This window comes from Pseudomonas entomophila (assembly GCF_018417595.1).
In the GTDB taxonomy this organism is placed as follows: domain Bacteria; phylum Pseudomonadota; class Gammaproteobacteria; order Pseudomonadales; family Pseudomonadaceae; genus Aquipseudomonas; species Aquipseudomonas entomophila_C.
This window is the reverse complement of record NZ_CP070982.1, coordinates 3,399,601-3,417,212: the sequence shown is the minus strand read 5'-3', so window position 1 is coordinate 3,417,212 and position 17,612 is coordinate 3,399,601. Positions and strand designations below refer to the sequence as shown.

At 65.7% G+C, this 17,612-nt stretch carries 20 protein-coding genes; 9 read left to right on the top strand and 11 right to left on the bottom strand.

Annotated elements, in window-relative coordinates:
* The first annotated feature begins 10 nt into the window (after positions 1 to 10).
* The 4 genes from JYG34_RS14900 (at position 11) to feaR (ending at position 4,342) form a co-directional block, all read left to right on the top strand.
* Positions 11 to 928, top strand: a complete 918-nt coding sequence (locus tag JYG34_RS14900; RefSeq protein ID WP_213657170.1) for a p-hydroxyphenylacetate 3-hydroxylase reductase component — start codon at positions 11 to 13, stop codon at positions 926 to 928.
* A gap of 219 nt (positions 929 to 1,147) precedes the next feature.
* Entirely contained in the window at positions 1,148 to 2,647 is a 1,500-nt protein-coding gene (locus JYG34_RS14895; protein ID WP_213657169.1) for an APC family permease, read from the top strand.
* Positions 2,628 to 3,191 (top strand): DUF3156 family protein, encoded by a 564-nt coding sequence (locus JYG34_RS14890; RefSeq protein WP_213657168.1) that lies wholly within the window; start codon positions 2,628 to 2,630, stop codon positions 3,189 to 3,191. The genes JYG34_RS14895 and JYG34_RS14890 overlap by 20 nt, the downstream gene beginning before the upstream one ends.
* A gap of 179 nt (positions 3,192 to 3,370) precedes the next feature.
* Positions 3,371 to 4,342: a transcriptional regulator FeaR gene (feaR, locus tag JYG34_RS14885; protein ID WP_213657167.1), complete on the top strand. Its 972-nt coding sequence runs from the start codon at positions 3,371 to 3,373 to the stop codon at positions 4,340 to 4,342.
* Between the two features lie 158 nt (positions 4,343 to 4,500).
* Here feaR and JYG34_RS14880 read toward each other — a convergent pair whose 3' ends face one another.
* The 9 genes from JYG34_RS14880 to JYG34_RS14840 form a co-directional block, all read right to left on the bottom strand.
* The gene (locus tag JYG34_RS14880; protein ID WP_213657166.1) at positions 4,501 to 4,866 is read right to left on the bottom strand and encodes a cupin domain-containing protein; all 366 of its coding nucleotides are present in this window, start codon (positions 4,864 to 4,866) and stop codon (positions 4,501 to 4,503) included.
* Between the two features lie 30 nt (positions 4,867 to 4,896).
* A complete protein-coding gene (locus JYG34_RS14875) occupies positions 4,897 to 6,195 on the bottom strand; it encodes an NAD(P)/FAD-dependent oxidoreductase (protein WP_213657165.1) in 1,299 nt (432 codons plus the stop codon).
* Positions 6,196 to 6,387: 192 nt separating this feature from the next.
* On the bottom strand, positions 6,388 to 7,188 hold the full coding sequence (gene hpaI / locus JYG34_RS14870; protein WP_213657164.1) for a 4-hydroxy-2-oxoheptanedioate aldolase: 801 nt from the start codon (positions 7,186 to 7,188) through the stop codon (positions 6,388 to 6,390).
* Between the two features lie 229 nt (positions 7,189 to 7,417).
* Positions 7,418 to 8,221, bottom strand: a complete 804-nt coding sequence (gene hpaH / locus JYG34_RS14865) for a 2-oxo-hept-4-ene-1,7-dioate hydratase (RefSeq protein ID WP_213657163.1) — start codon at positions 8,219 to 8,221, stop codon at positions 7,418 to 7,420.
* A gap of 7 nt (positions 8,222 to 8,228) precedes the next feature.
* Complete coding sequence (locus JYG34_RS14860) at positions 8,229 to 8,639, bottom strand: 5-carboxymethyl-2-hydroxymuconate Delta-isomerase (protein ID WP_213657162.1); 411 nt, start codon at positions 8,637 to 8,639, stop codon at positions 8,229 to 8,231.
* Between the two features lie 11 nt (positions 8,640 to 8,650).
* Positions 8,651 to 9,574 carry a 3,4-dihydroxyphenylacetate 2,3-dioxygenase gene (hpaD, locus tag JYG34_RS14855; protein ID WP_213657161.1) on the bottom strand — a complete coding sequence of 308 codons (924 nt, stop codon included), beginning with the start codon at positions 9,572 to 9,574 and terminating at the stop codon, positions 8,651 to 8,653.
* 174 nt (positions 9,575 to 9,748) lie between these two features.
* Positions 9,749 to 11,209, bottom strand: coding sequence for a 5-carboxymethyl-2-hydroxymuconate semialdehyde dehydrogenase (hpaE, locus tag JYG34_RS14850; protein WP_213657160.1), 1,461 nt, complete (start codon positions 11,207 to 11,209; stop codon positions 9,749 to 9,751).
* Positions 11,206 to 11,985, bottom strand: coding sequence for a fumarylacetoacetate hydrolase family protein (locus JYG34_RS14845; RefSeq protein ID WP_213657159.1), 780 nt, complete (start codon positions 11,983 to 11,985; stop codon positions 11,206 to 11,208). The genes hpaE and JYG34_RS14845 overlap by 4 nt, the downstream gene beginning before the upstream one ends.
* On the bottom strand, positions 11,982 to 12,656 hold the full coding sequence (locus JYG34_RS14840) for a fumarylacetoacetate hydrolase family protein (protein ID WP_213657158.1): 675 nt from the start codon (positions 12,654 to 12,656) through the stop codon (positions 11,982 to 11,984). Before JYG34_RS14840 ends, JYG34_RS14845 begins: the two co-directional genes overlap by 4 nt.
* Positions 12,657 to 12,817: 161 nt before the next feature.
* Between JYG34_RS14840 and hpaA the strand changes: the two genes are divergently transcribed.
* Both hpaA and hpaR read left to right on the top strand, forming a co-directional pair.
* Positions 12,818 to 13,720 (top strand): 4-hydroxyphenylacetate catabolism regulatory protein HpaA, encoded by a 903-nt coding sequence (hpaA, locus tag JYG34_RS14835; RefSeq protein ID WP_213657157.1) that lies wholly within the window; start codon positions 12,818 to 12,820, stop codon positions 13,718 to 13,720.
* A 182-nt stretch (positions 13,721 to 13,902) separates the two neighbouring features.
* Positions 13,903 to 14,325 (top strand): homoprotocatechuate degradation operon regulator HpaR, encoded by a 423-nt coding sequence (gene hpaR / locus JYG34_RS14830; RefSeq protein ID WP_213657156.1) that lies wholly within the window; start codon positions 13,903 to 13,905, stop codon positions 14,323 to 14,325.
* Between the two features lie 96 nt (positions 14,326 to 14,421).
* Here the strand turns inward: hpaR and JYG34_RS14825 are convergent, their stop codons facing one another.
* Together JYG34_RS14825 and JYG34_RS14820 are read right to left on the bottom strand one after the other, a co-directional pair.
* The gene (locus tag JYG34_RS14825; RefSeq protein WP_213657155.1) at positions 14,422 to 15,042 is read right to left on the bottom strand and encodes a TetR/AcrR family transcriptional regulator; all 621 of its coding nucleotides are present in this window, start codon (positions 15,040 to 15,042) and stop codon (positions 14,422 to 14,424) included.
* A gap of 5 nt (positions 15,043 to 15,047) precedes the next feature.
* A complete protein-coding gene (locus JYG34_RS14820; RefSeq protein ID WP_213657154.1) occupies positions 15,048 to 16,259 on the bottom strand; it encodes a Bcr/CflA family efflux MFS transporter in 1,212 nt (403 codons plus the stop codon).
* Between the two features lie 260 nt (positions 16,260 to 16,519).
* Here JYG34_RS14820 and JYG34_RS14815 point away from each other — a divergent pair, with 260 nt between their 5' ends.
* The 3 genes from JYG34_RS14815 to JYG34_RS14810 all read left to right on the top strand — a co-directional run bounded on the left by JYG34_RS14815 (position 16,520) and on the right by JYG34_RS14810 (position 17,534).
* Entirely contained in the window at positions 16,520 to 16,690 is a 171-nt protein-coding gene (locus JYG34_RS14815; protein WP_213657153.1) for a general stress protein, read from the top strand.
* 116 nt (positions 16,691 to 16,806) lie between these two features.
* Positions 16,807 to 16,968, top strand: a complete 162-nt coding sequence (locus tag JYG34_RS26460) for a PSPA7_2676 family Cys-rich small protein (protein WP_283811763.1) — start codon at positions 16,807 to 16,809, stop codon at positions 16,966 to 16,968.
* A 14-nt stretch (positions 16,969 to 16,982) separates the two neighbouring features.
* Positions 16,983 to 17,534, top strand: coding sequence for an ATP-dependent Clp protease proteolytic subunit (locus JYG34_RS14810; RefSeq protein WP_213657152.1), 552 nt, complete (start codon positions 16,983 to 16,985; stop codon positions 17,532 to 17,534).
* Positions 17,535 to 17,612: the final 78 nt, after the last annotated feature.

Here is a 17,612-nt window from a genome sequence, read left to right as displayed (position 1 = left end):
GGAGCCTTGCATGACTACCTCGTTCGACTCGCGCGCCTTGCGCCGCGCCCTGGGCAACTTCGCTACCGGCGTGACCGTGATCACCGCCGCCGATGCCGCTGGCCGCAAGGTCGGCGTCACCGCCAACAGCTTCAACTCGGTGTCCCTCGACCCACCGCTGGTGCTCTGGAGCATCGACAAGCGCTCCAGCAGCCATGCCGTATTCGAGGCTGCCGGGCACTTCGCGGTCAATGTGCTGGCCGCCGATCAGGTCGACTTGTCCAACACCTTCGCCCGCCCCAGCGAGGATCGCTTCGCCGGCATCGACTACGAGGTGGGCGAGGGCGGCGCACCGCTGTTGGCGGATTGCGCGGCGCGCTTTCGGTGCCAGACGTTCCAGCAGCTCGATGGCGGCGACCACTGGATCCTGGTGGGTAGAGTGCTGGCGTTCGACGACCTTGGCCGTTCGCCCTTGCTCTATCACCAGGGCGCCTATTCCATGGTCCTGCCGCACCCGCGCATGGCCCCGCGTGGCGATGGCCGCAGCCACTTCCAGGGCCGCTTGCAGCACAACCTGTACTACTTGATGACCCAGGCGCTACGCGCTTACCAGGGCGATTACCAACCCCGGCAACTGGCCACCGGCTTGCGCACCAGCGAGGCACGTATGTTGATGGTGCTGGAGCACGACGCAGGTCTCGCGCCAGCCGACCTTTTGCGGGAAGTGGCGATGCCCGAGCGCGAGGTTGGCGAAGCTGTGGCCAACCTTACGCGCAAGGGGCTGGTGGCTGAGGATAATGGCCGGGTGTGCCTGACCGAGGACGGTCGTGAGGCAACCGAGGGGCTGTGGGGCATTGCCCAGACCCAGCAGGAGCAAGTGTTCGGCCAGTTCAGCCACGAACAGTTGGAGACCTTCAAGGCCGTGCTCAAGGCGATCATTGCCCGTTGATATGGAATGCCCCCTGTAGGAGCGGCTTCAGCCGCGATCACCCGCGAAGCGGGTGCGGGACACCGCGGTGCCCGCATCGCGGCTGAAGCCGCTCCTACAAAGAATTCAAAGACTGGCAGAGAATTGCAAGGCTGCCGGCAGGCAGGGGCAAGACAGCGCCATGGACACAGGCCACAGTAACCCGGCATAGCACTTTCCTCGTCCAGCCAGGGCCCGCCCATGACAATCAACAATAAGCTCACCGAGCACCTGAACCGCGGCACCGTCGGTTTCCCCACTGCATTGGCCAGCACCGTCGGCCTGATCATGGCCAGCCCGGTGATCCTCACCGCGACCATGGGTTTCGGCATCGGCGGCAGCGCCTTCGCCGTGGCCATGGTGATCGCCGCGGTGATGATGCTCGCGCAATCGACCACCTTCGCTGAAGCGGCGGCGATCCTGCCGACCACCGGTTCCGTGTACGACTACATCAACTGCGGCCTGGGCCGCTTCTTCGCCATCACCGGCACCCTGTCGGCCTACCTGATCGTGCATGTGTTCGCCGGCACCGCCGAGACGATCCTCTCCGGGGTGATGGCCCTGGTGAACTTCGAGCACCTCAATACCCTCGCCGAATCGGCCGGTGGCTCGTGGCTGCTGGGGGTGGGTTTCGTGCTGGTGTTCGGCGTGCTCAACGCTTTCGGTGTCAGCGCCTTCGGCCGCGCCGAAGTGGTGCTGACCTTCGGCATGTGGACCACGCTGATGGTGTTCGGCGTGCTTGGCTTGATCGCCGCGCCGGCCGTGGAGCTGGAGGGCCCGTTCGGGGTGTCGCTGGTGGGCACCGACCTGATGACCATCCTGTCGCTGGTGGGCATGGCCATGTTCATGTTCGTCGGCTGCGAGTTCGTCACCCCGCTGGCCCCGGAACTGCGCCGCTCGGCCTGGGTGATGCCCAAGGCCATGGCCCTGGGCCTTTTCGGTGTAGCAAGTTGCATGTTCATCTATGGCGCGGCGATGAAGCGCCAGGTGGAAAACGTGGTGCTCGACGCGGCCAGCGGCGTGCACCTGCTGGACACGCCCATGGCCATTCCGCGCTTCGCCGAGCAGGTGATGGGGGATATCGGCCCGGTGTGGCTGGGCATCGGCTTCCTGTTCGCCGGGGCCGCCACCATCAACACGCTGATGGCCGGCGTGCCGCGGATCCTCTACGGCATGGCCGTGGACGGCGCCTTGCCCAAGGTCTTCACCTACCTGCACCCGCGCTTCAAGACGCCGCTGCTGTGCATCCTGGTGGTGGCGCTGATCCCGTGCTTGCACGCCTGGTACCTGGGCGGCAACACCGACAATATCCTGCACCTGGTGCTGGCTGCGGTGTGTGCCTGGAGCACGGCCTACCTGCTGGTGACCCTGTCGGTGGTGATCCTGCGCATCCGTCGTCCCGACCTGCCGCGCGCCTATCGTTCGCCGCTGTTCCCGCTGCCGCAGATCGTCTCCAGTATCGGCATCCTGCTGGGCATGTGGTTCATCACCCCACCGGGCATGAACCCCGCCGATGTCTATGTGCCGTTCGCCGTGATGCTTGGCGCCACTGCCGCGTATGCACTGTTCTGGACGTTGTGCGTGCAGAAGGTCAACCCGTTCAGGCCGGCTCGGGTCGAGGACGTGCTGGAGAAGGAATTTGCCGCCGAGCCTGGCCAACCTAACCGCGAGCAGGTGCAGCATGTCGGCAAGCTGGCTTGAGCGCCTGACTGGCCCGCGTGCCCCGGCGGGATACCGGCCGGGGGCGACCTTGCAGCGGGTGTGGCGTAACCTGGGATTGACGGATTTGCAATCCGCAGCATCGTTTACCTACCGCGAGGATGGCCCGCGGATCGAAGTGCGCGAACGCACCGAGAGTCATCTGCTGATGCACCTGGTGATGTGCGAGTTCATCCTGCGCGTGCCTGCCGTGGGGCAGGGCACGCTGCGGGCTGAGCTGCACCATACGGGTGCGCTGCGCCGCACTGGCCTGGCGTGCCGTCTGCGTGGTGGCGACCAGGGACTGTTCGAGGGGCTCGAGTCACGCCTCGAAGAGGTTCACGCCGCCCTGATGCCCTTGGACTTCAAGCGCCTGGCCATCGAGTGCAGCGATGGCCAGTGGCAGGTGACCCTGGAGCACATGGGCGCCAGTGAGGTGGTCAACCGCATGCCAGCCTTCCGTCGCTACATCCCCCTCGCTGCCGAGCAGTGCTGTCACCTCTGGCAGGCTTTCGACGCCCTCGCACACGCCCTGCGCGGTCTTTGAATCCAACGCCTCTCTGGTAGGAGCGGCTTCAGCCGCGATCACCCGCAAAGCGGGTGCCAGGCACCGCGATACCCGCATCGCGGCTGAAGCCGCTCCTACAAGAGATGACAGTTGTACGTTCATTGATAACATGTTAACAATTACCTCCATAACTACAATCGTTGCGAGTGGAGGTTGTCATGTCCTTGCCCCAGCCCGCTTCAGTGCACCGCGCAAACCCGGCCCACGACGGCCTGGAGCGCTGGACCACGGCCATGCAGCAAGTCTGTGGCCAGTTCCAGACCGAGCTTGCCTTCAACCGCTCGCTGTTCATCGGCGAGGTCTCGACCTTCAATCGCGCCGGTTTGGCCCTGGCCAACCTGCGCACCAACGCCGGCAATATCCGCCGCCTGGGCGACAACCCTGACCGCGACGACGACCAGCACTGTTTCCTGGTCAGCCAGCGCATGGGCTACTCGCAGATCACCCAGGGTGGTGTGAGCATCCAGCTGTCGCCCGGCGAGCTGCTGCTGATGGACTCGGTGGGGCCCTGTGAAATCACCCCGTTCGGGCTGATCGAGCATGTGTCGCTGGCGCTGTCTCGCGAGCAGGTGCGCAAGCATGTCACGGGTTCGGGCGCGGCCTTCGGCAAGATCTCCTCGACCAACGCCTGCGGGCGCATGCTGCACCTGCTGATGGACCAGCTGTGCCGCGAAGGGGACGATGCCGGCGATACTCAGGGTGAGGCGCTGCAGGCCGCTTTCATCGCCTTGCTGGAGCCGGGTTTCGAACGGGCCGACGACAACCCCGGCGCGCTGTCGGGCCTCAGTGGCGCCAACCTGCGCGGCCATGTGCAGAAGGTCATCGACGAGTCACTGGGCCAGCCCGGCCTGACCCCGGCCAACCTGGCCGAGCGCCTGAGCATTTCGGTGCGGCATCTGTACCGCTTGTTCGAGGAGGAGGGCGACAGTGTCTGCCGTTACATCCAGCGTTCACGGCTCAAGCGCAGTGCGGACGATCTGTCCAACCCGTTCCTCAAGCGTGAGTCGATCACCTCCATCGCCTACAAATGGGGGTTCACCGATTCGGCGCATTTCAGCCGGGCGTTCAAGAAACAGTTCGAGCAGTCGCCGAAGGATTACCGGGCGATGGCGTTGATGGCGGGGCGTTGAGCAGTGGTTGGGTGGTATGGGGATCGAGCGCCGCTCGTGCGGTGCATCGCGGATAAATCCGCTCCTACAGGCGAACCGATAATCCGCGTCGTACCTGTAGGAGCGGATTTATCCGCGATGCGCCGCGCCAGCGGCGCTTGGTCAACGTGTATGTGGTATCAGGCAACCGCGAGGTAATGCTTGACGAACGTCTCGCTCAACACCTCCCACAGCACCGGCGTGCCCTTGGTCACGAACCAGGCATCCCCCGCCTTGTAACGCGTCACCTGCCCGGTGGCTTCATCGGTCAGCTGGATCTCGCCGGTCACGATCACCGCTTGCTCACTGAACGGGTAGACCATGCGGAACTTGCCTTGCGTGGTGCCGAAGTAGGCGCTGCTGACCGGGTCGGTCGGCGCCCCGTGGGTCATCTTGCCGTAGCACTTGACCTCGCCTTCGAGGATGGTCGAGCCCAGGTCGGCAACGGTGCCCCAGGCGTCGAGTTCGGACAGTTGCACACCCTGGCGGACGGCGGTAAGGGTCATGGTGGTTCTCCAGTCTGGTGGGAAAAGGAATCAACGGCGGCCGTTGAAGAAGCCCGACAGCTGATGCACGGTCTTGCCGGCAGTCAGCAGCAATGGGCGGATGTGGTCCTTGCCGAGGATGCGCGCGTGCTTGACCGAGCTGATCAGGTCGTAGCGGCGGGAGCCTTCGCTCATGCCTTCGGCGAGGATCTTGCAAATGATGTGGCTGGGGGTGACGCCGAAACCGGAATAGCCCTGCACGTAGAAGGCATTGGGGCGGTTGCTCAGGGTGCCGATCTGCGGGAACAGGTTGGCGCTGGTGGCCATCGGGCCGCCCCAGGCCAGGTCGATGCGCACGTCCTTGAGGTAGGGGAAGATCTTCAGCATCAGGTTGCGGTTCCACGCCTTGAGGTCTTTCGGGATGTGCTCCACGAAAGGCGTGGCGGCGCCGAACAGCAGGCGGTTCTCGCGGGTGACGCGGTAATAGTCGATCACCGGGCGGATATCGCTGTAGGCGCCGCGGATCGGGCTGATGCGCTGTATCAGCTCGTCCGGCAACGGCTCGGTCATCAGCTGGAAGGCGTAGGTGTTGACGGTGCGTGCGTGCAACTCGGGTTCGAGCTTGTTGAGGAAGCTGTCGCAGGCCCACAGCAGCTTGCCGGCCTTCACCGATCCACGCCCGGTACGCACGGTGATGCGCTCGCCGTAGTGCACTTCCAGGGCCGGGCTGTGCTCGAAGATCCGCGCGCCATGGCTAACCAGGGCCTGGGCTTCGCCGAGCAGCAGGTTCAGCGAATGCACGTGGCCGCCGCCCATGTGCAGCAGGGCGCTGCTGTAGGCATCGGAGCCGATGATCTGCTTGACCTCCGAGCCGCCGAGGAAGCGGATCTCGTCCTTGTTGTTGATCGCCTTGAAGTCCTTCTCCCAGGCGCGCAAGGTCTTTTCCTGGCGGGCGTTGAAGCCCATGTAGCCATAGCCGTGACAGAAGTCGGCGTCGATCTGGTAGCGGGCGATGCGTTCCTTGATGATGCCGGCGCCCAGCTCGCTGATCTCGAAGATCTCGCGCAGGCCTTGCTCGCCGACGCTGCCCTTGATCTTCTCCAGGTCGTGGCCGATACCCGCCATGATCTGCCCGCCGTTGCGGCCGGTGCCGCCGAAGCCCAGGTAGCGGGCTTCGAGCACGACGACATTGGTGATGCCTTGCTCGGCCAGCTCCAGGGCGGTGTTGATGCCCGAGAAGCCGCCGCCGATCACCACGACATCGGCGTCGATGTCGCTTTCCAGGGTGGGGAAGCTGAGGTTGTACTTCTTGGTGGCGGTGTAGTACGTGGGCGTTTCGATGTTGATCATGGCGCAGCCTGGACAGTTGGAATTGTTGGAAAGCAGGGCTTGCACAAGCGCTGGCTGTTGCAGGGTATTGGGCACCTAACGGGCGGTAGGCGTCTTGCCTGTGGCTGCCGCGATCTTGACCGAGGCTGCCAGCGGGCGGTTCGCCTTGCGGGTGATCGCGGCTGAAGCCGCTCCTACAGCGGTTGCGTCCGTTCAGTAGACCCCGCCCTGAACGGTGTCTCCCGTCCCCTCTTTGAACACCCCGGCCAGCGCCTGCAACCCGCGCATCAGCACCGTGGTGTCCACGCCGACGGCGACGAATGCCGCCCCCAGCTCGATATAGCGCCGGGCGAGCGGCTGGTCGGCGCTGAGAATCCCCGCCGCCTTGCCGGCCCGCTGGATCCGCACCAGGGCGTCTTCGATGGCGGCCTGCACCTCGGGGTGCCCCGGATTGCCCCGGTGCCCCATGGCCGCGCTGAGGTCGGCAGGGCCAATGAATACGCCATCGACGCCGTCGACGGCGCAGATCGCATCGAGGTTGGCCAGCCCCTCGCGGTTCTCGATCTGCACCAGCAGGCACATCTGCTCGTCGGCCTGGTCCAGGTAGCCGGGGATGGTGTTCCAGCGCGACGCCCGGGCCAGGGCGCTGCCCACGCCACGCACGCCTTCGGGCGGGTAGCGCATGGCACGCACCAGCCCGCGCGCCTGCTCGGCGCTCTCGACCATGGGCACCAGCAGCGTCTGCGCGCCAATGTCGAGCAGTTGCTTGATCAGCGCGGTATCGCCGATCACCGGGCGCACGATCGCTTGGGCCGGGTAGGGCGCCACGGCCTGCAACTGGCCGAGCAGGCTGCGCAGGTCGTTGGGCGCGTGCTCGCCGTCGAGCAGCAGCCAGTCGAAGCCGGCGTTGGCTGCCAGCTCCGCGCAGTACGGATCGGCCAGGCCCAGCCACAGGCCGATCTGTGTTTCACCGCTGCGCAGGCGTTGCTTGAAAGTGTTGATGGGCATGTGCATAGGTGGTCCTCGTTGAACGTGCGGATTCGGGGGCAATGTGGGAGCAGCTGCCTGGCAGGGTATTCGTCGTTTTCGGTTTGACCATGTGGGAGCGGCCTTGTGTCGCGAAAGGGCTGCGTAGCGGCCCCAGGATTTCAGTGTCGATGCAATGGCCGCTGGGGCCGCTTTGCGGCCCTTTCGCGACACAAGGCCGCTCCCACAAGGGATCTTTGTTGTCTCGGTGCTGGCGTCAGACGAACCGGCAGGCGATCGAGCCCAACTGGTCATAGTCGACATGGAAGGTATCGCCCGGGCGCGCGGCCACCGGGCGAGTAAACGAGCCCCCGAGGATCACCTGGCCGGCCTCAAGCCCCACGTCGTAGGGCGCCAGCTTGTTGGCCAGCCAGGCCACGCCCTTGGCCGGGTGGTTGAGCACGGCGGCGGACACCCCGGACTCCTCGATCACACCGTTGCGGTAGAGCACCGCCGGCACCTTGCGCAGATCGATGTCACCCGGGCGCACGGCGCGCCCGCCCAGGACCACGCCGGCGTTGGCGGCATTGTCGGAAATGGTGTCGAACACCTTGCGGGTGGCGCCGCTGACCGGGTCGACCTGCTGGATGCGCGCGTCGATGATCTCCAGCGCGGGGATCACCCACTCGGTGGCCTCGAGCACGTCGAACAGGCTCACCTCGGGGCCCTTGAGCGGCTTGCCGAGAATGAAGGCCAGCTCCACTTCCACGCGCGGCACGATGAAGCGCTCGAACGGGATGTCGCTGCCTTCGTCGAAGAACATGTCGTCGAGCAGCGCGCCGTAGTCCGGCTCGGTGATGTTCGACGAAACCTGCATGGCCCGCGAGGTCAGGCCGATCTTGTGGCCGACCAGCCGGCGGCCGGCCTTGACCTTGTGCGCCACCCAGGCGCGCTGGATGGCATAGGCGTCGTCGATGCTGATCGACGGGTGTGCCAGAGAGAACTGGCCGACCTGCTCGCGAGAGCGTTCGGCCTGGTCGAGGCGGGCGGCGGCTTGCTGGATGATGTGTGCGTCGAGCATGGAAACCTCAGGGCTGACGGGTGAACAAGGGGTGCAGGCTGCTGTGCTTGGCGTCGTAAACCTGGGCCTGGCTTTCGTCGATCTGCAGCGTGACGCCGACCGGGCGCCGGGCCAGCAGCGGGTCCAGGTACGCGCGCAGTACCGCCAGCAGGTGGTCGCCGACCTGCTTGTGCACCGCGGCGCTGCGGCCGCTGCCCATGCGCAGGTTGGCGTAGACGAAACCGTAGTCACCCTGGCCATCGGCGATTGCCGCATGGGCGGCAGGGTAGGCCAGCACCCGGGTGCCGCCGGTGGGGAACACCTGGCGGCCGTGTTCGTCGTGTTGTTCGAGCATGCGATCGGCCAGGGCGCGGCACAGGCCGGGCATATCGGTGTCGGCTTCGATGTCCGGGCTGTACAGCAGAACCAGATGGGGCATGGCGCGTCTCCCTACAGGCGGCTGGTGGCGGCGGCGCCGGCCGGGTTCGAGGCCTGGGCGGCGGGGATGGCGGCGCCATCCTGGGGGGTGACCGGGAAGATCGCGTTGATCTGCCCGGTGCCGGACGAGCCGAAGTAGGGCGTGACCACTTCGGCCTTGCCGTCGTACCTCGACCAGCCGAGGGCACCGAGCAGCATGGCGGTGTCGTGCATGAAGCCTTCGCCGTGGCCCTTGACCGCGTACTCCGGCAGCATCGCGCAGAAGTCGGCCCAGTCACCGTCCTGCCACATTTGCACCACCCGGTGGTCGAGGGTTTCCAGGAATGGGCTCCACACCTTGGTGGCGAAGTCCGGCGCCTGGCCGTTCTGGGCGAAGCGGTGCGACAGCGAGCCACTGGCGAGGAAGGCGACGCTGCCGTCGTAATGCTCCTCGACCGCCTTGCGCATGGCCCAGCCGAGGCGGGCGCTGTCGTTCAGATAATGCGACGTGCACAGGGCCGAGACCGAGATCACCTTGAAATGCTGGTCGGCGTTCATGTAGCGCATCGGCACCAGGGTGCCGTATTCCGGGGCGAGGGTGGTGGCGTCGTGGGCCATGGTCTCGACGCCCAGACGGTTGCATTGCTCGGCGAGGATGCGCCCCAGCTCGGGGTTGCCGGGGAAGCCATAGTTCATGTTGGCGATGAAGTGCGGCAGCTCGTTGCTGGTGTACAACCCTTCGAAATGCGCGGCGCAGTTGATGTGGTAGTTGGCGTTGACCAGCCAGTGGGTGTCGAACACCACGAGGGTGTCCACGCCCAGGGCGCGGCAGCGGCGGCCGATCTCGTGGTGGCCATCGATGGCCGCCTGGCGGAAGCCCTGGCGCGGGCCGGGCAGTTCGGACAGGTACATCGAGGGCACGTGGGTGATCTTGGCGGCGAGCGCGAGTTTGCCCATGGTGTGTCTCCTGTGAAGGGTTGTTGTTTTTGGTTTCCATGGCGAGGGCATTGCCCTCGAATCAATCCTCGGGACTGATGTGTCCTGCAGCCCATTCGCCGGTAAAACCGGCGCCTACAGGTGCCGCGCCGCGGTACCTGTAGGAGCGGGTTCACCCGCGAAGGGCCATCCCGGCTACACCCCCCAGCGCGGGATGTGATGACTGCCCATGGACAGGCACACGTTCTTGATCTCGGCGAACACCTCGAAGCTGTACTGCCCACCTTCGCGTCCGGTGCCCGAACCCTTCACCCCACCAAACGGCTGGCGCAGGTCGCGCACGTTCTGGCTGTTGATGAACACCATCCCGGCCTCGATGCCCCGGGCCAGGCGGTGAGCCTTGCCAATGTCCTGGGTCCAGATGTACGAGGCCAGCCCGTATTCGGTGTCGTTGGCCAACTGTAGCGCCTCGGCTTCGTCCTTGAACGGGATCAGGCAGGCCACCGGGCCGAAGATCTCCTCCTGGGCGATACGCATGCGGTTGTCGACGTCGGCGAACACGGTGGGCTGGATGAACTGCCCCTTGGCCAGGTGCGCCGGCAGGCCGGCCGGGCGTTCAAGGCCGCCCGCGACCAGGCGCGCACCTTCCTCGATGCCGATGCGGATATAGCCAGTGACCTTGTCATAGTGCTGCTGGGTGATCATCGAGCCGACCTGGGTCTTAGGGTCGGTCGGGTCGCCGACGATCAGGCGCTTGGCGCGGGCGGCGAACTCGGCGACGAACTGCGCGTACACGCTCTGCTGGATGAAGATGCGGCTGCCGGCGGTGCAGCGTTCGCCGTTGAGCGAGAAGATGGTGAACAGCGCGGCGTCCAGCGCACGGTCCAGGTCGGCGTCCTCGAAGATCAGCACCGGCGACTTGCCGCCCAGCTCCATGGAGTACTTCTTCAGGCCCGCGGTCTGCATGATCTTCTTGCCGGTGGCGGTGCCGCCGGTGAAGGAGATGGCCCGCACGTCCGGGTGGCGCACCAGGGCGTCGCCGGCCGTGGCGCCATAGCCCTGGATCACGTTCAGCACACCGTTGGGGATGCCGGCCTCGACCGCCAGGCGGCCCAGCTCGTTGGCGGTGAGCGGCGACAACTCGCTCATCTTCAGCACCGCCGTGTTGCCCAGGGCCAGGCACGGCGCGGTCTTCCAGGTGGCGGTCATGAACGGCACGTTCCACGGCGACACCAGCCCGCACACGCCCACCGGCTGGTACAGGGTGTAGTTGAGCATCTGGTCGTCGACCGGGTAGCTGTGGCCATCCATGCGCGTGCACACTTCGGCGAAGAAGTCGAAGTTGTGCGAGGCGCGGGGAATCAGCACATTGCGCGTCTGGTGGATCGGCAGGCCGGTGTCCAGGGTCTCCAGCTCGGCCAGTTGCGGCACGTTCTGGTCGATCAGCTCGCCCAGGCGACGCATCAGCCGCGCACGTTCCTTGGCCGGGGTGTTGGCCCACTTCGGGAAGGCATCCTTGGCCGCGGCCACGGCCAGGGCGACTTCCTCGGCGCCACCGCTGGCCACTTCGCCGATGGCTTCGCCGGTGGCCGGGTTGTAGTTGACGAAGGTGTCACGGCTCTCGACTTCGCGGCCGTTGATCCAGTGCTTGATCATGCTGTTGCCTCTTGTGCGTTGCGGGCGAAGAACGCGGTTTCGCTGACGATGCGGTTGACCAGGCGGCCAACGCCTTCCACCTCCACCACCACTTCGTCGCCCGGCACCACGTCGGCCAGGCCTTCCGGGGTGCCGGTGGCGATCATGTCGCCGGGTTGCAGGGTCATGAAGCTGGAGAAGTATTCGATGAGGTAGGGGATGTCGAAGATCATGTCGGCGGTGCTGCCTTGCTGTTTCAGCTCGCCGTTGATCCAGGTGCGCAGGGTCAGGTTCGATGGGTCTGGCACATCGGCGACATCGACGATCCACGGGCCGACCGGGGTGGTGGCGTCGCGGTTCTTCACCCGCAGGTTGGGGCGGTAGTAGTTCTCGAGAAAGTCGCGGATGGCGTAGTCATTGCACACCGTGTAGCCGGCCAGGTAGTCCAGGGCGTCCTCGCGCTTGACGTTGCGCGCGGGCTTGCCGATCACCGCCACCAGCTCGCACTCGTAGTGCATGTATTGCACGTTGTCCGGGCGCCAGGTGACCTGGCCGTGCCCGGTGTAGGTACCCGGCGACTTGATGAAGGCCAGCGGCTCGGTGGGCGGGGTGAAGGCCAGCTCGGCGGCGTGGTCGGCGTAGTTCAGGCCCAGGGCGAACATGGTGCCGGTGGCGGGCGGCAACCAGGTGACCTGGTCGGCGTGCACACGGCGGCCGTCGGCCAGGCGCAGGTAGTGATCGTCTTCGACGGTGACCTGGTGGACCTGACCGTCGAACTGGATACGGGCGTGCTTCATGGGGCGAGTCCTTGTTCGGCGACGATGGGGTTGGTCAGCTGGCCGAGGCCGTCGATCTCGACCGTCACCCGGTCACCGGGCAGCACGTCGACGCGGCCTTCCGGGGTGCCGGTGATCAGCACGTCGCCGGCATGCAGGGTCATGAACTCGCTGATCTGGGCGATCAATTGCGCCACGCTGCGCACGCAATTGGCGGTGTTGTTGTGCTGGCGCAACTCACCGTTGACCCACAGGCGAATGCCCAGCGCATCGGGGTTGGCCACTTGCGCCGCTGGCACCAGTTGCGGCCCGAGCGGGCAGAAGCCGTCGCGGCACTTGGCCTTGACCGCCGGGCGGTAGTAGCTGTCTTCCGGCAGGCTGAATTCATTGACGATGGTGTAGCCGGCCACGTACTCGAGGGCGTTCTCGGCGCTGACGCGGCTGGCGTCCCTGCCCATCACAACACCCAGCGCCGGGCCTGGTTGCAGGCGATTGACTGCCGCAGGGTAGGTGACGGCCTGGCCGTGGCTGTTGCGGGTATTCGGGGTTTTGATGAACAGCACCGGCTTGACCGGTGGTTGCTGGTACGGCGCTTCGTGGAAGGACGCCAGGTGCTGCTGCAGCAGGCCCTGATAGTTCAGGGCGACGCCGAACAGGCTGCCGCTGGCGACCTCGTGCAAGGCACGGCTCATGCTTTTCTCCTGCGGTGGACGAAGCGCTCGGGGTGCTTCGCGGTGTTTTTGTTAATGTGTTAACGTTATATTTAATATGTTAACGATCGTCAAGGCGTTCGCCGCGGTGCGGGGGTGCTACGATGGTTTCCCCGGCACGTTTCACCGCTGCGAGAACAACAATGAAAGAGCGACAGCCGATCCCCAACATCAACATCGGTCAGGTCTACGACCAGCGCTACAGCGACAGCGAGGTGCACTACGACAGGCTCGGCAACCTGGCCGGCTTTTTTGGCCGCAACATGCCGGTGCACCGCCACGACCGCTTCTTCCAGGTGCACTACGTGAAGACTGGCAGCGTGCGGGTCTACCTGGACGAGCAGCGCTACCACGAGTCGGGCCCGATGTTCTTCCTCACGCCGCCGACCGTCCCCCATGCCTTCGTCACCGAAGCCGACGCCGACGGCCATGTGCTGACCGTGCGCCAGCAACTGGTCTGGCAATTGCTGCAGGCCGAGCCGGGACTGATGGCCGGGCCGCGCTTGCCGCCGGCCTGCGTTGCGCTGGGGCGTCTGCAAGGCCAGGCACATGAAGAGGCGCGGCGCCTGGAGCAACTGTTCGACCTGTTGGGCAGCGAGATCGGCCATGGCCAGGCGGGGCAGGGCACGGCGGTGCAGGACCTGGCGCGGCTGGTGATGATCAGCCTGCTGCGCCTGTGCGCCAATTCGCTGGAGGCGACGCCGGCGCGGCATGAAGACCTGCAGGTGTTCCACCGTTTCAACGAGCTGATCGAACGCCACTATCTTGAGCACTGGGCATTGCCGGCCTATGCCGACGCCCTGGGCGTGACCGAGGCGCGGCTCAACGACATCTGCCGGCGTATCGCCGACCTGCCGTCCAAGCGCCTGGTGTTCGAGCGGCTGATGCAGGAGGCGCGGCGCCTGCTGCTGTTCACCGGCGGTTCGGCCAACGAGATCTGCTATCAACTGGGGTTCAAGGACCCGGCGTACTTCAGCCGTTTCTTCCAGCGCCATGCGGGCATGGCGCCAGGTGAGTACCGCCAGCGCCAGGCGGCCTTGCGTTGAGCGGTGCATGGGGCGGCAGGCTCCAGGCCAGAGGCATGAAGCCAATCGTGCGACCGCGGCGGATGCGGGAAAATGGCGTTTTGCGGGAGGCGCTTGTACTTTTCACAGGTGCTGGACAGGGCGGGGTGAAATGGTTTTCACTTTATTAATATCTTAATAAAACGGCCTTTCGATCTGCCCTGATGACTACTCCACGACCTTCCCTGACCCTGACCCTTCTGCAAGCCCGCGAGGCGACCATGGCGTTCTTCCGCCCGGCGCTCAATGCCCACGACCTGACCGAGCAACAGTGGCGGGTGATCCGCATCCTGCGCCAGCAGGGCGAGCTGGAAAGCCACCAGCTGGCGGACCTGGCCTGCATTCTCAAGCCCAGCATGAGCGGCGTGCTCAAGCGCCTGGAGCGCGACGGCCTGGTGGCGCGGCGCAAGTCGCCGGAAGACCAGCGGCGGATCTTCATCAGCCTGACCGTGCGCGGGCAGCAGGCGTTCCTGGCGATGAGCGAGGAGATGGAGCGCAACTACCAGGAGATCCAGCGCCAGTTCGGCGCGGACAAGCTGGAGCAGTTGATGGGGTTGTTGAACGAGCTGAAGAAGGTCAAGCCCTGAACCCGTGACCAACCCCTGTAGGAGCGGCTTCAGCCGCGATGTAGACACCGCGGTAGCTGGCACCCGCGTTGCTGGTGATCGCGGCTGAAGCCGCTCCTACAGGGGGCGCGCAGAATCCATGGGGCATGCGGCGAGCTGCAGCGAGTCATCGAGGATCTTCAGCAACGACGCCGCCCGCCGCGCATACACCGCCGGGTTCGCATACAACAGCTCCACATGCAAGCTGTCGATGATCCCCAGGTACGCATCGCCATACAGCTCGAGTTTGTTGCCATCGCTGCGCGCCCAGGCGTGGCGTTCGCACAGGGCCTGGCAGAAGCCCAGGCGGATCCGTTCGAGGTACTGCTCAAAGCCCCCGGTGACCAGCGAATGGATCGATGCTGGCGGCAGGAACGCCGTGCGCAGCACGAAGCGCAAGTTGGCCGAGGCGGCGTAGCGCTCGGCCAGGTGCAGCGGGTGCCAGTGCCCCGGCGCCTCCTTGCCGGCCGCCTCGTGGGCGAAACCCGCCTCGACATAGGCCGTCTCATCAGCCAGCGCCCGTTCGAACGCCTGCACGAACAGCGCATCCTTGTTGGCGAAATGGGCATACAACGACGCCTTGCGCATCCCCGCCAGGGCCGCGATCTCGTTCAGCGACGAGCCGTCGTAGCCATGCTCGGCGAAGTGTTCGACGGCGTGGTCGCAGATGCGCGTGGCGGAAGGGGAAAGGGTTTTCAAGGCGGTCACTCCGGGTTGACGCTGCAGTGCGAGGCGCTGATTGTCTGTGCCAGGGCGGCGCGGGTCAAACCGACGATGACCACCGCGGCGGCCGCCAGCAGCCAGGCCCACGGTAACGGCCCCAGGGTCGCCAGGTAACCGGCCAGGGGCGTGGCGCTGGAAGCGATGCCCAACTGCAGGGCACCCAGCAGCGCCGCCGTGGAGCCCACATCGCGTTGTTGCGAGGACATCGCCAGGGCCATCAGCGTGGCTTCGCAAATCCCCAGGCCGAACAACGCCAGCGCCACCCCCGCCAACAGCAGCGCCAGGCCGCCACCCGCCACGCCACCGGCCACCGCCAGCAGCGCGCCGCCGCCCATGGCCAGCGCGCCCCACCAGGCCACCTGGGCCACGCCGTGGCGCGTCACCCAGCGCCCGGACAACGCCGCACCCAGCAGGATGGCCACGCCGCAGGCGCCGAACAGCAGGCCGAAGTGCGCGCTGGAGAGCCCGAAGTGCTGCTGGTAGACGTACGCGGAGCCGGCGATGTAGGCGAACAGGAAGAAGAACACCGCCGACAGGGCCAGGGCAGGGCGCAGGAACGCGCCATCGGTGGCGATCCGCGCGTAGGCCGCCCAGACCCGCCGGGGTGCCAGGCGTACCCGTTTCTCGGCAGGCAGGGTTTCGCCCAGCGCCAGGCTGGAATTGAGCAGCGTCAGCACGCCCAGCGCACCCAGCACCAGCATGATCGCCCGCCAGCCAAAGGCGGCATCGACCACCCCGCCCAGGGCCGGCGCGAGAATCGGCGCCAGGCCCTCGATGGTCATCAGCAGGGCGAAGATCTGCGCCGCCCGCGCACCCTCGGCGACGTCGCGGACCATGCTCATGATCACCACCAGGGTGAGGGCGCTGGCCAGGCCCTGGAGCAGGCGAGCGAGCAGCAGCGCCTCCAGCGTGGGGGCCGCCGCCGCGGCAAACGCCGTGACGCTGAACAGCAGCAGGCCGGTGAGCAACGGTCGGCGGCGCCCCAGCGCGTCCACCAGCGGCCCGAACAGCAATTGCCCGATGCCCATGGCCAACAGGAACACGGTGAGGGTGAGTTGCACCTGGGGGTAGCCGGTGGCGAAATCGCGGGCCATCTCCGGCAGGCTGGCCAGGTACATGTCGATGGCCGAGGGGCCGAGGGCGCCGATCAGGGCGAGGGAGGCGGCGAAGCGCAGGTTGGAGGAGGCAAGCATGGTGCAAATCCGTCATTGAAAAATACAACCTACCGATAGGTAGGTTGTAAAAGAGTAGCCAGCACCTGCGCCATGGTCAATAGGGCGGTTGCGCTTCCACGGAGCGCCGATCCCTTGTGTGCCAGATAAATCGCCACCCGTTCTTTAGCGCCACCGGTCCGCCCGGTAGGCAAAAAAAACGAATCCCCCCCAACGGGCCGCACTCCCAACCTTGTACGGCGCAGTGCTGTGCATTCCCAAGCCATACGAGGTTGAAGACCATGACCAACAAAGAGAACAGCAGGATGGGCAACCAGAGCGGTTCGAAGAACCCGGGCAACTTTGCCAATGATCGGGAAAAAGCCGCGGAGGCCGGGCGCAAAGGTGGCCAGAGCAGCGGTACCCAGAAACCCGACCACAGTGAGTCCGGCCGCAAGGGTGGCCGCTCGTAAGTGAGGCCTCGCAGTGCCGGCCGCGCCCGGCACTGCGCATTCGATCAAACCTTCCGGCTGTCGTGCAGTCACTTCTGTTAAGAGCCCCGTTACCGCGAGGGCCAAGGAGGTGGCTGGTGAAACTTGTCTGCCTGCTGCGCGGGTGCCAATGGCGCACCTTGTCCAACCTTGAAAGCAGTGGATTGGCCTGCCTGTGCTGCGGGCGCTGTGGCGCGTTGCGCTACAAGCTGTGGCATGAGGCATCTGGGAGCGCATCTGCGCGCACCCCTCGGGATTGACGCAGGAGAACGGCATGGCCAGGCATATCATCCACTACACCGGCCCGATCAATTCATCGACCTGCGGCAACCTGATCAACACCTGTTCGCGGGCCTTGCAACAGGGCGCGGACCTGCTGCAACTGAACATCGCCACCATGGGCGGCGAATGCAGCTACGGCTTCACCCTGTACAACTTCCTGCTGTCGTTGCCCGTGCCGGTGCACACCCACAACCTCGGCACGGTCGAGTCGATGGGCAATATCCTGTTCCTGGCCGGCGCGCACCGCACGGCCTGCGCCTGCAGCAAGTTCCTGTTCCACCCGTTCCACTGGACCCTGCACGGCGCGGTGGACCATGCGCGCATGGCGGAGTACGCCATGAGCCTGGACTACGACCTGCGCCTGTATGCGCAGATCGTCGCCGAACGCACTGCGGGTGCCGGCGAGGTGCTGGATGTGCCGCGCTACCTGATGGCCCATCCTCGTATTCTCGACCCGCAGGAAGCCTTGGCCTGCGGGCTGATCCATGCCATCGACGATGTGCCTATCGAGGCGGACGCCACCCAGTGGAGCGTGCATGCCTGAACGTGTCCGACAATTTTTTTGAATCTTTACCGGCGACCGATGATCAATGAAGGCGTCATCCAAGGAGAAGGGAGGGCC

Coding starts and splice junctions, on each gene's coding strand:
- JYG34_RS14900 (WP_213657170.1), top strand. CDS start 11: ATGACTACCTCGTTCGACTCGCGCGCCTTGCGCCGCGCCCTGGGCAAC.
- JYG34_RS14895 (WP_213657169.1), top strand. CDS start 1,148: ATGACAATCAACAATAAGCTCACCGAGCACCTGAACCGCGGCACCGTC.
- JYG34_RS14890 (WP_213657168.1), top strand. CDS start 2,628: ATGTCGGCAAGCTGGCTTGAGCGCCTGACTGGCCCGCGTGCCCCGGCG.
- feaR (WP_213657167.1), top strand. CDS start 3,371: ATGTCCTTGCCCCAGCCCGCTTCAGTGCACCGCGCAAACCCGGCCCAC.
- JYG34_RS14880 (WP_213657166.1), bottom strand. CDS start 4,866: ATGACCCTTACCGCCGTCCGCCAGGGTGTGCAACTGTCCGAACTCGAC.
- JYG34_RS14875 (WP_213657165.1), bottom strand. CDS start 6,195: ATGATCAACATCGAAACGCCCACGTACTACACCGCCACCAAGAAGTAC.
- hpaI (WP_213657164.1), bottom strand. CDS start 7,188: ATGCACATGCCCATCAACACTTTCAAGCAACGCCTGCGCAGCGGTGAA.
- hpaH (WP_213657163.1), bottom strand. CDS start 8,221: ATGCTCGACGCACACATCATCCAGCAAGCCGCCGCCCGCCTCGACCAG.
- JYG34_RS14860 (WP_213657162.1), bottom strand. CDS start 8,639: ATGCCCCATCTGGTTCTGCTGTACAGCCCGGACATCGAAGCCGACACC.
- hpaD (WP_213657161.1), bottom strand. CDS start 9,574: ATGGGCAAACTCGCGCTCGCCGCCAAGATCACCCACGTGCCCTCGATG.
- hpaE (WP_213657160.1), bottom strand. CDS start 11,209: ATGATCAAGCACTGGATCAACGGCCGCGAAGTCGAGAGCCGTGACACC.
- JYG34_RS14845 (WP_213657159.1), bottom strand. CDS start 11,985: ATGAAGCACGCCCGTATCCAGTTCGACGGTCAGGTCCACCAGGTCACC.
- JYG34_RS14840 (WP_213657158.1), bottom strand. CDS start 12,656: ATGAGCCGTGCCTTGCACGAGGTCGCCAGCGGCAGCCTGTTCGGCGTC.
- hpaA (WP_213657157.1), top strand. CDS start 12,818: ATGAAAGAGCGACAGCCGATCCCCAACATCAACATCGGTCAGGTCTAC.
- hpaR (WP_213657156.1), top strand. CDS start 13,903: ATGACTACTCCACGACCTTCCCTGACCCTGACCCTTCTGCAAGCCCGC.
- JYG34_RS14820 (WP_213657154.1), bottom strand. CDS start 16,259: ATGCTTGCCTCCTCCAACCTGCGCTTCGCCGCCTCCCTCGCCCTGATC.
- JYG34_RS14815 (WP_213657153.1), top strand. CDS start 16,520: ATGACCAACAAAGAGAACAGCAGGATGGGCAACCAGAGCGGTTCGAAG.
- JYG34_RS14810 (WP_213657152.1), top strand. CDS start 16,983: ATGGCCAGGCATATCATCCACTACACCGGCCCGATCAATTCATCGACC.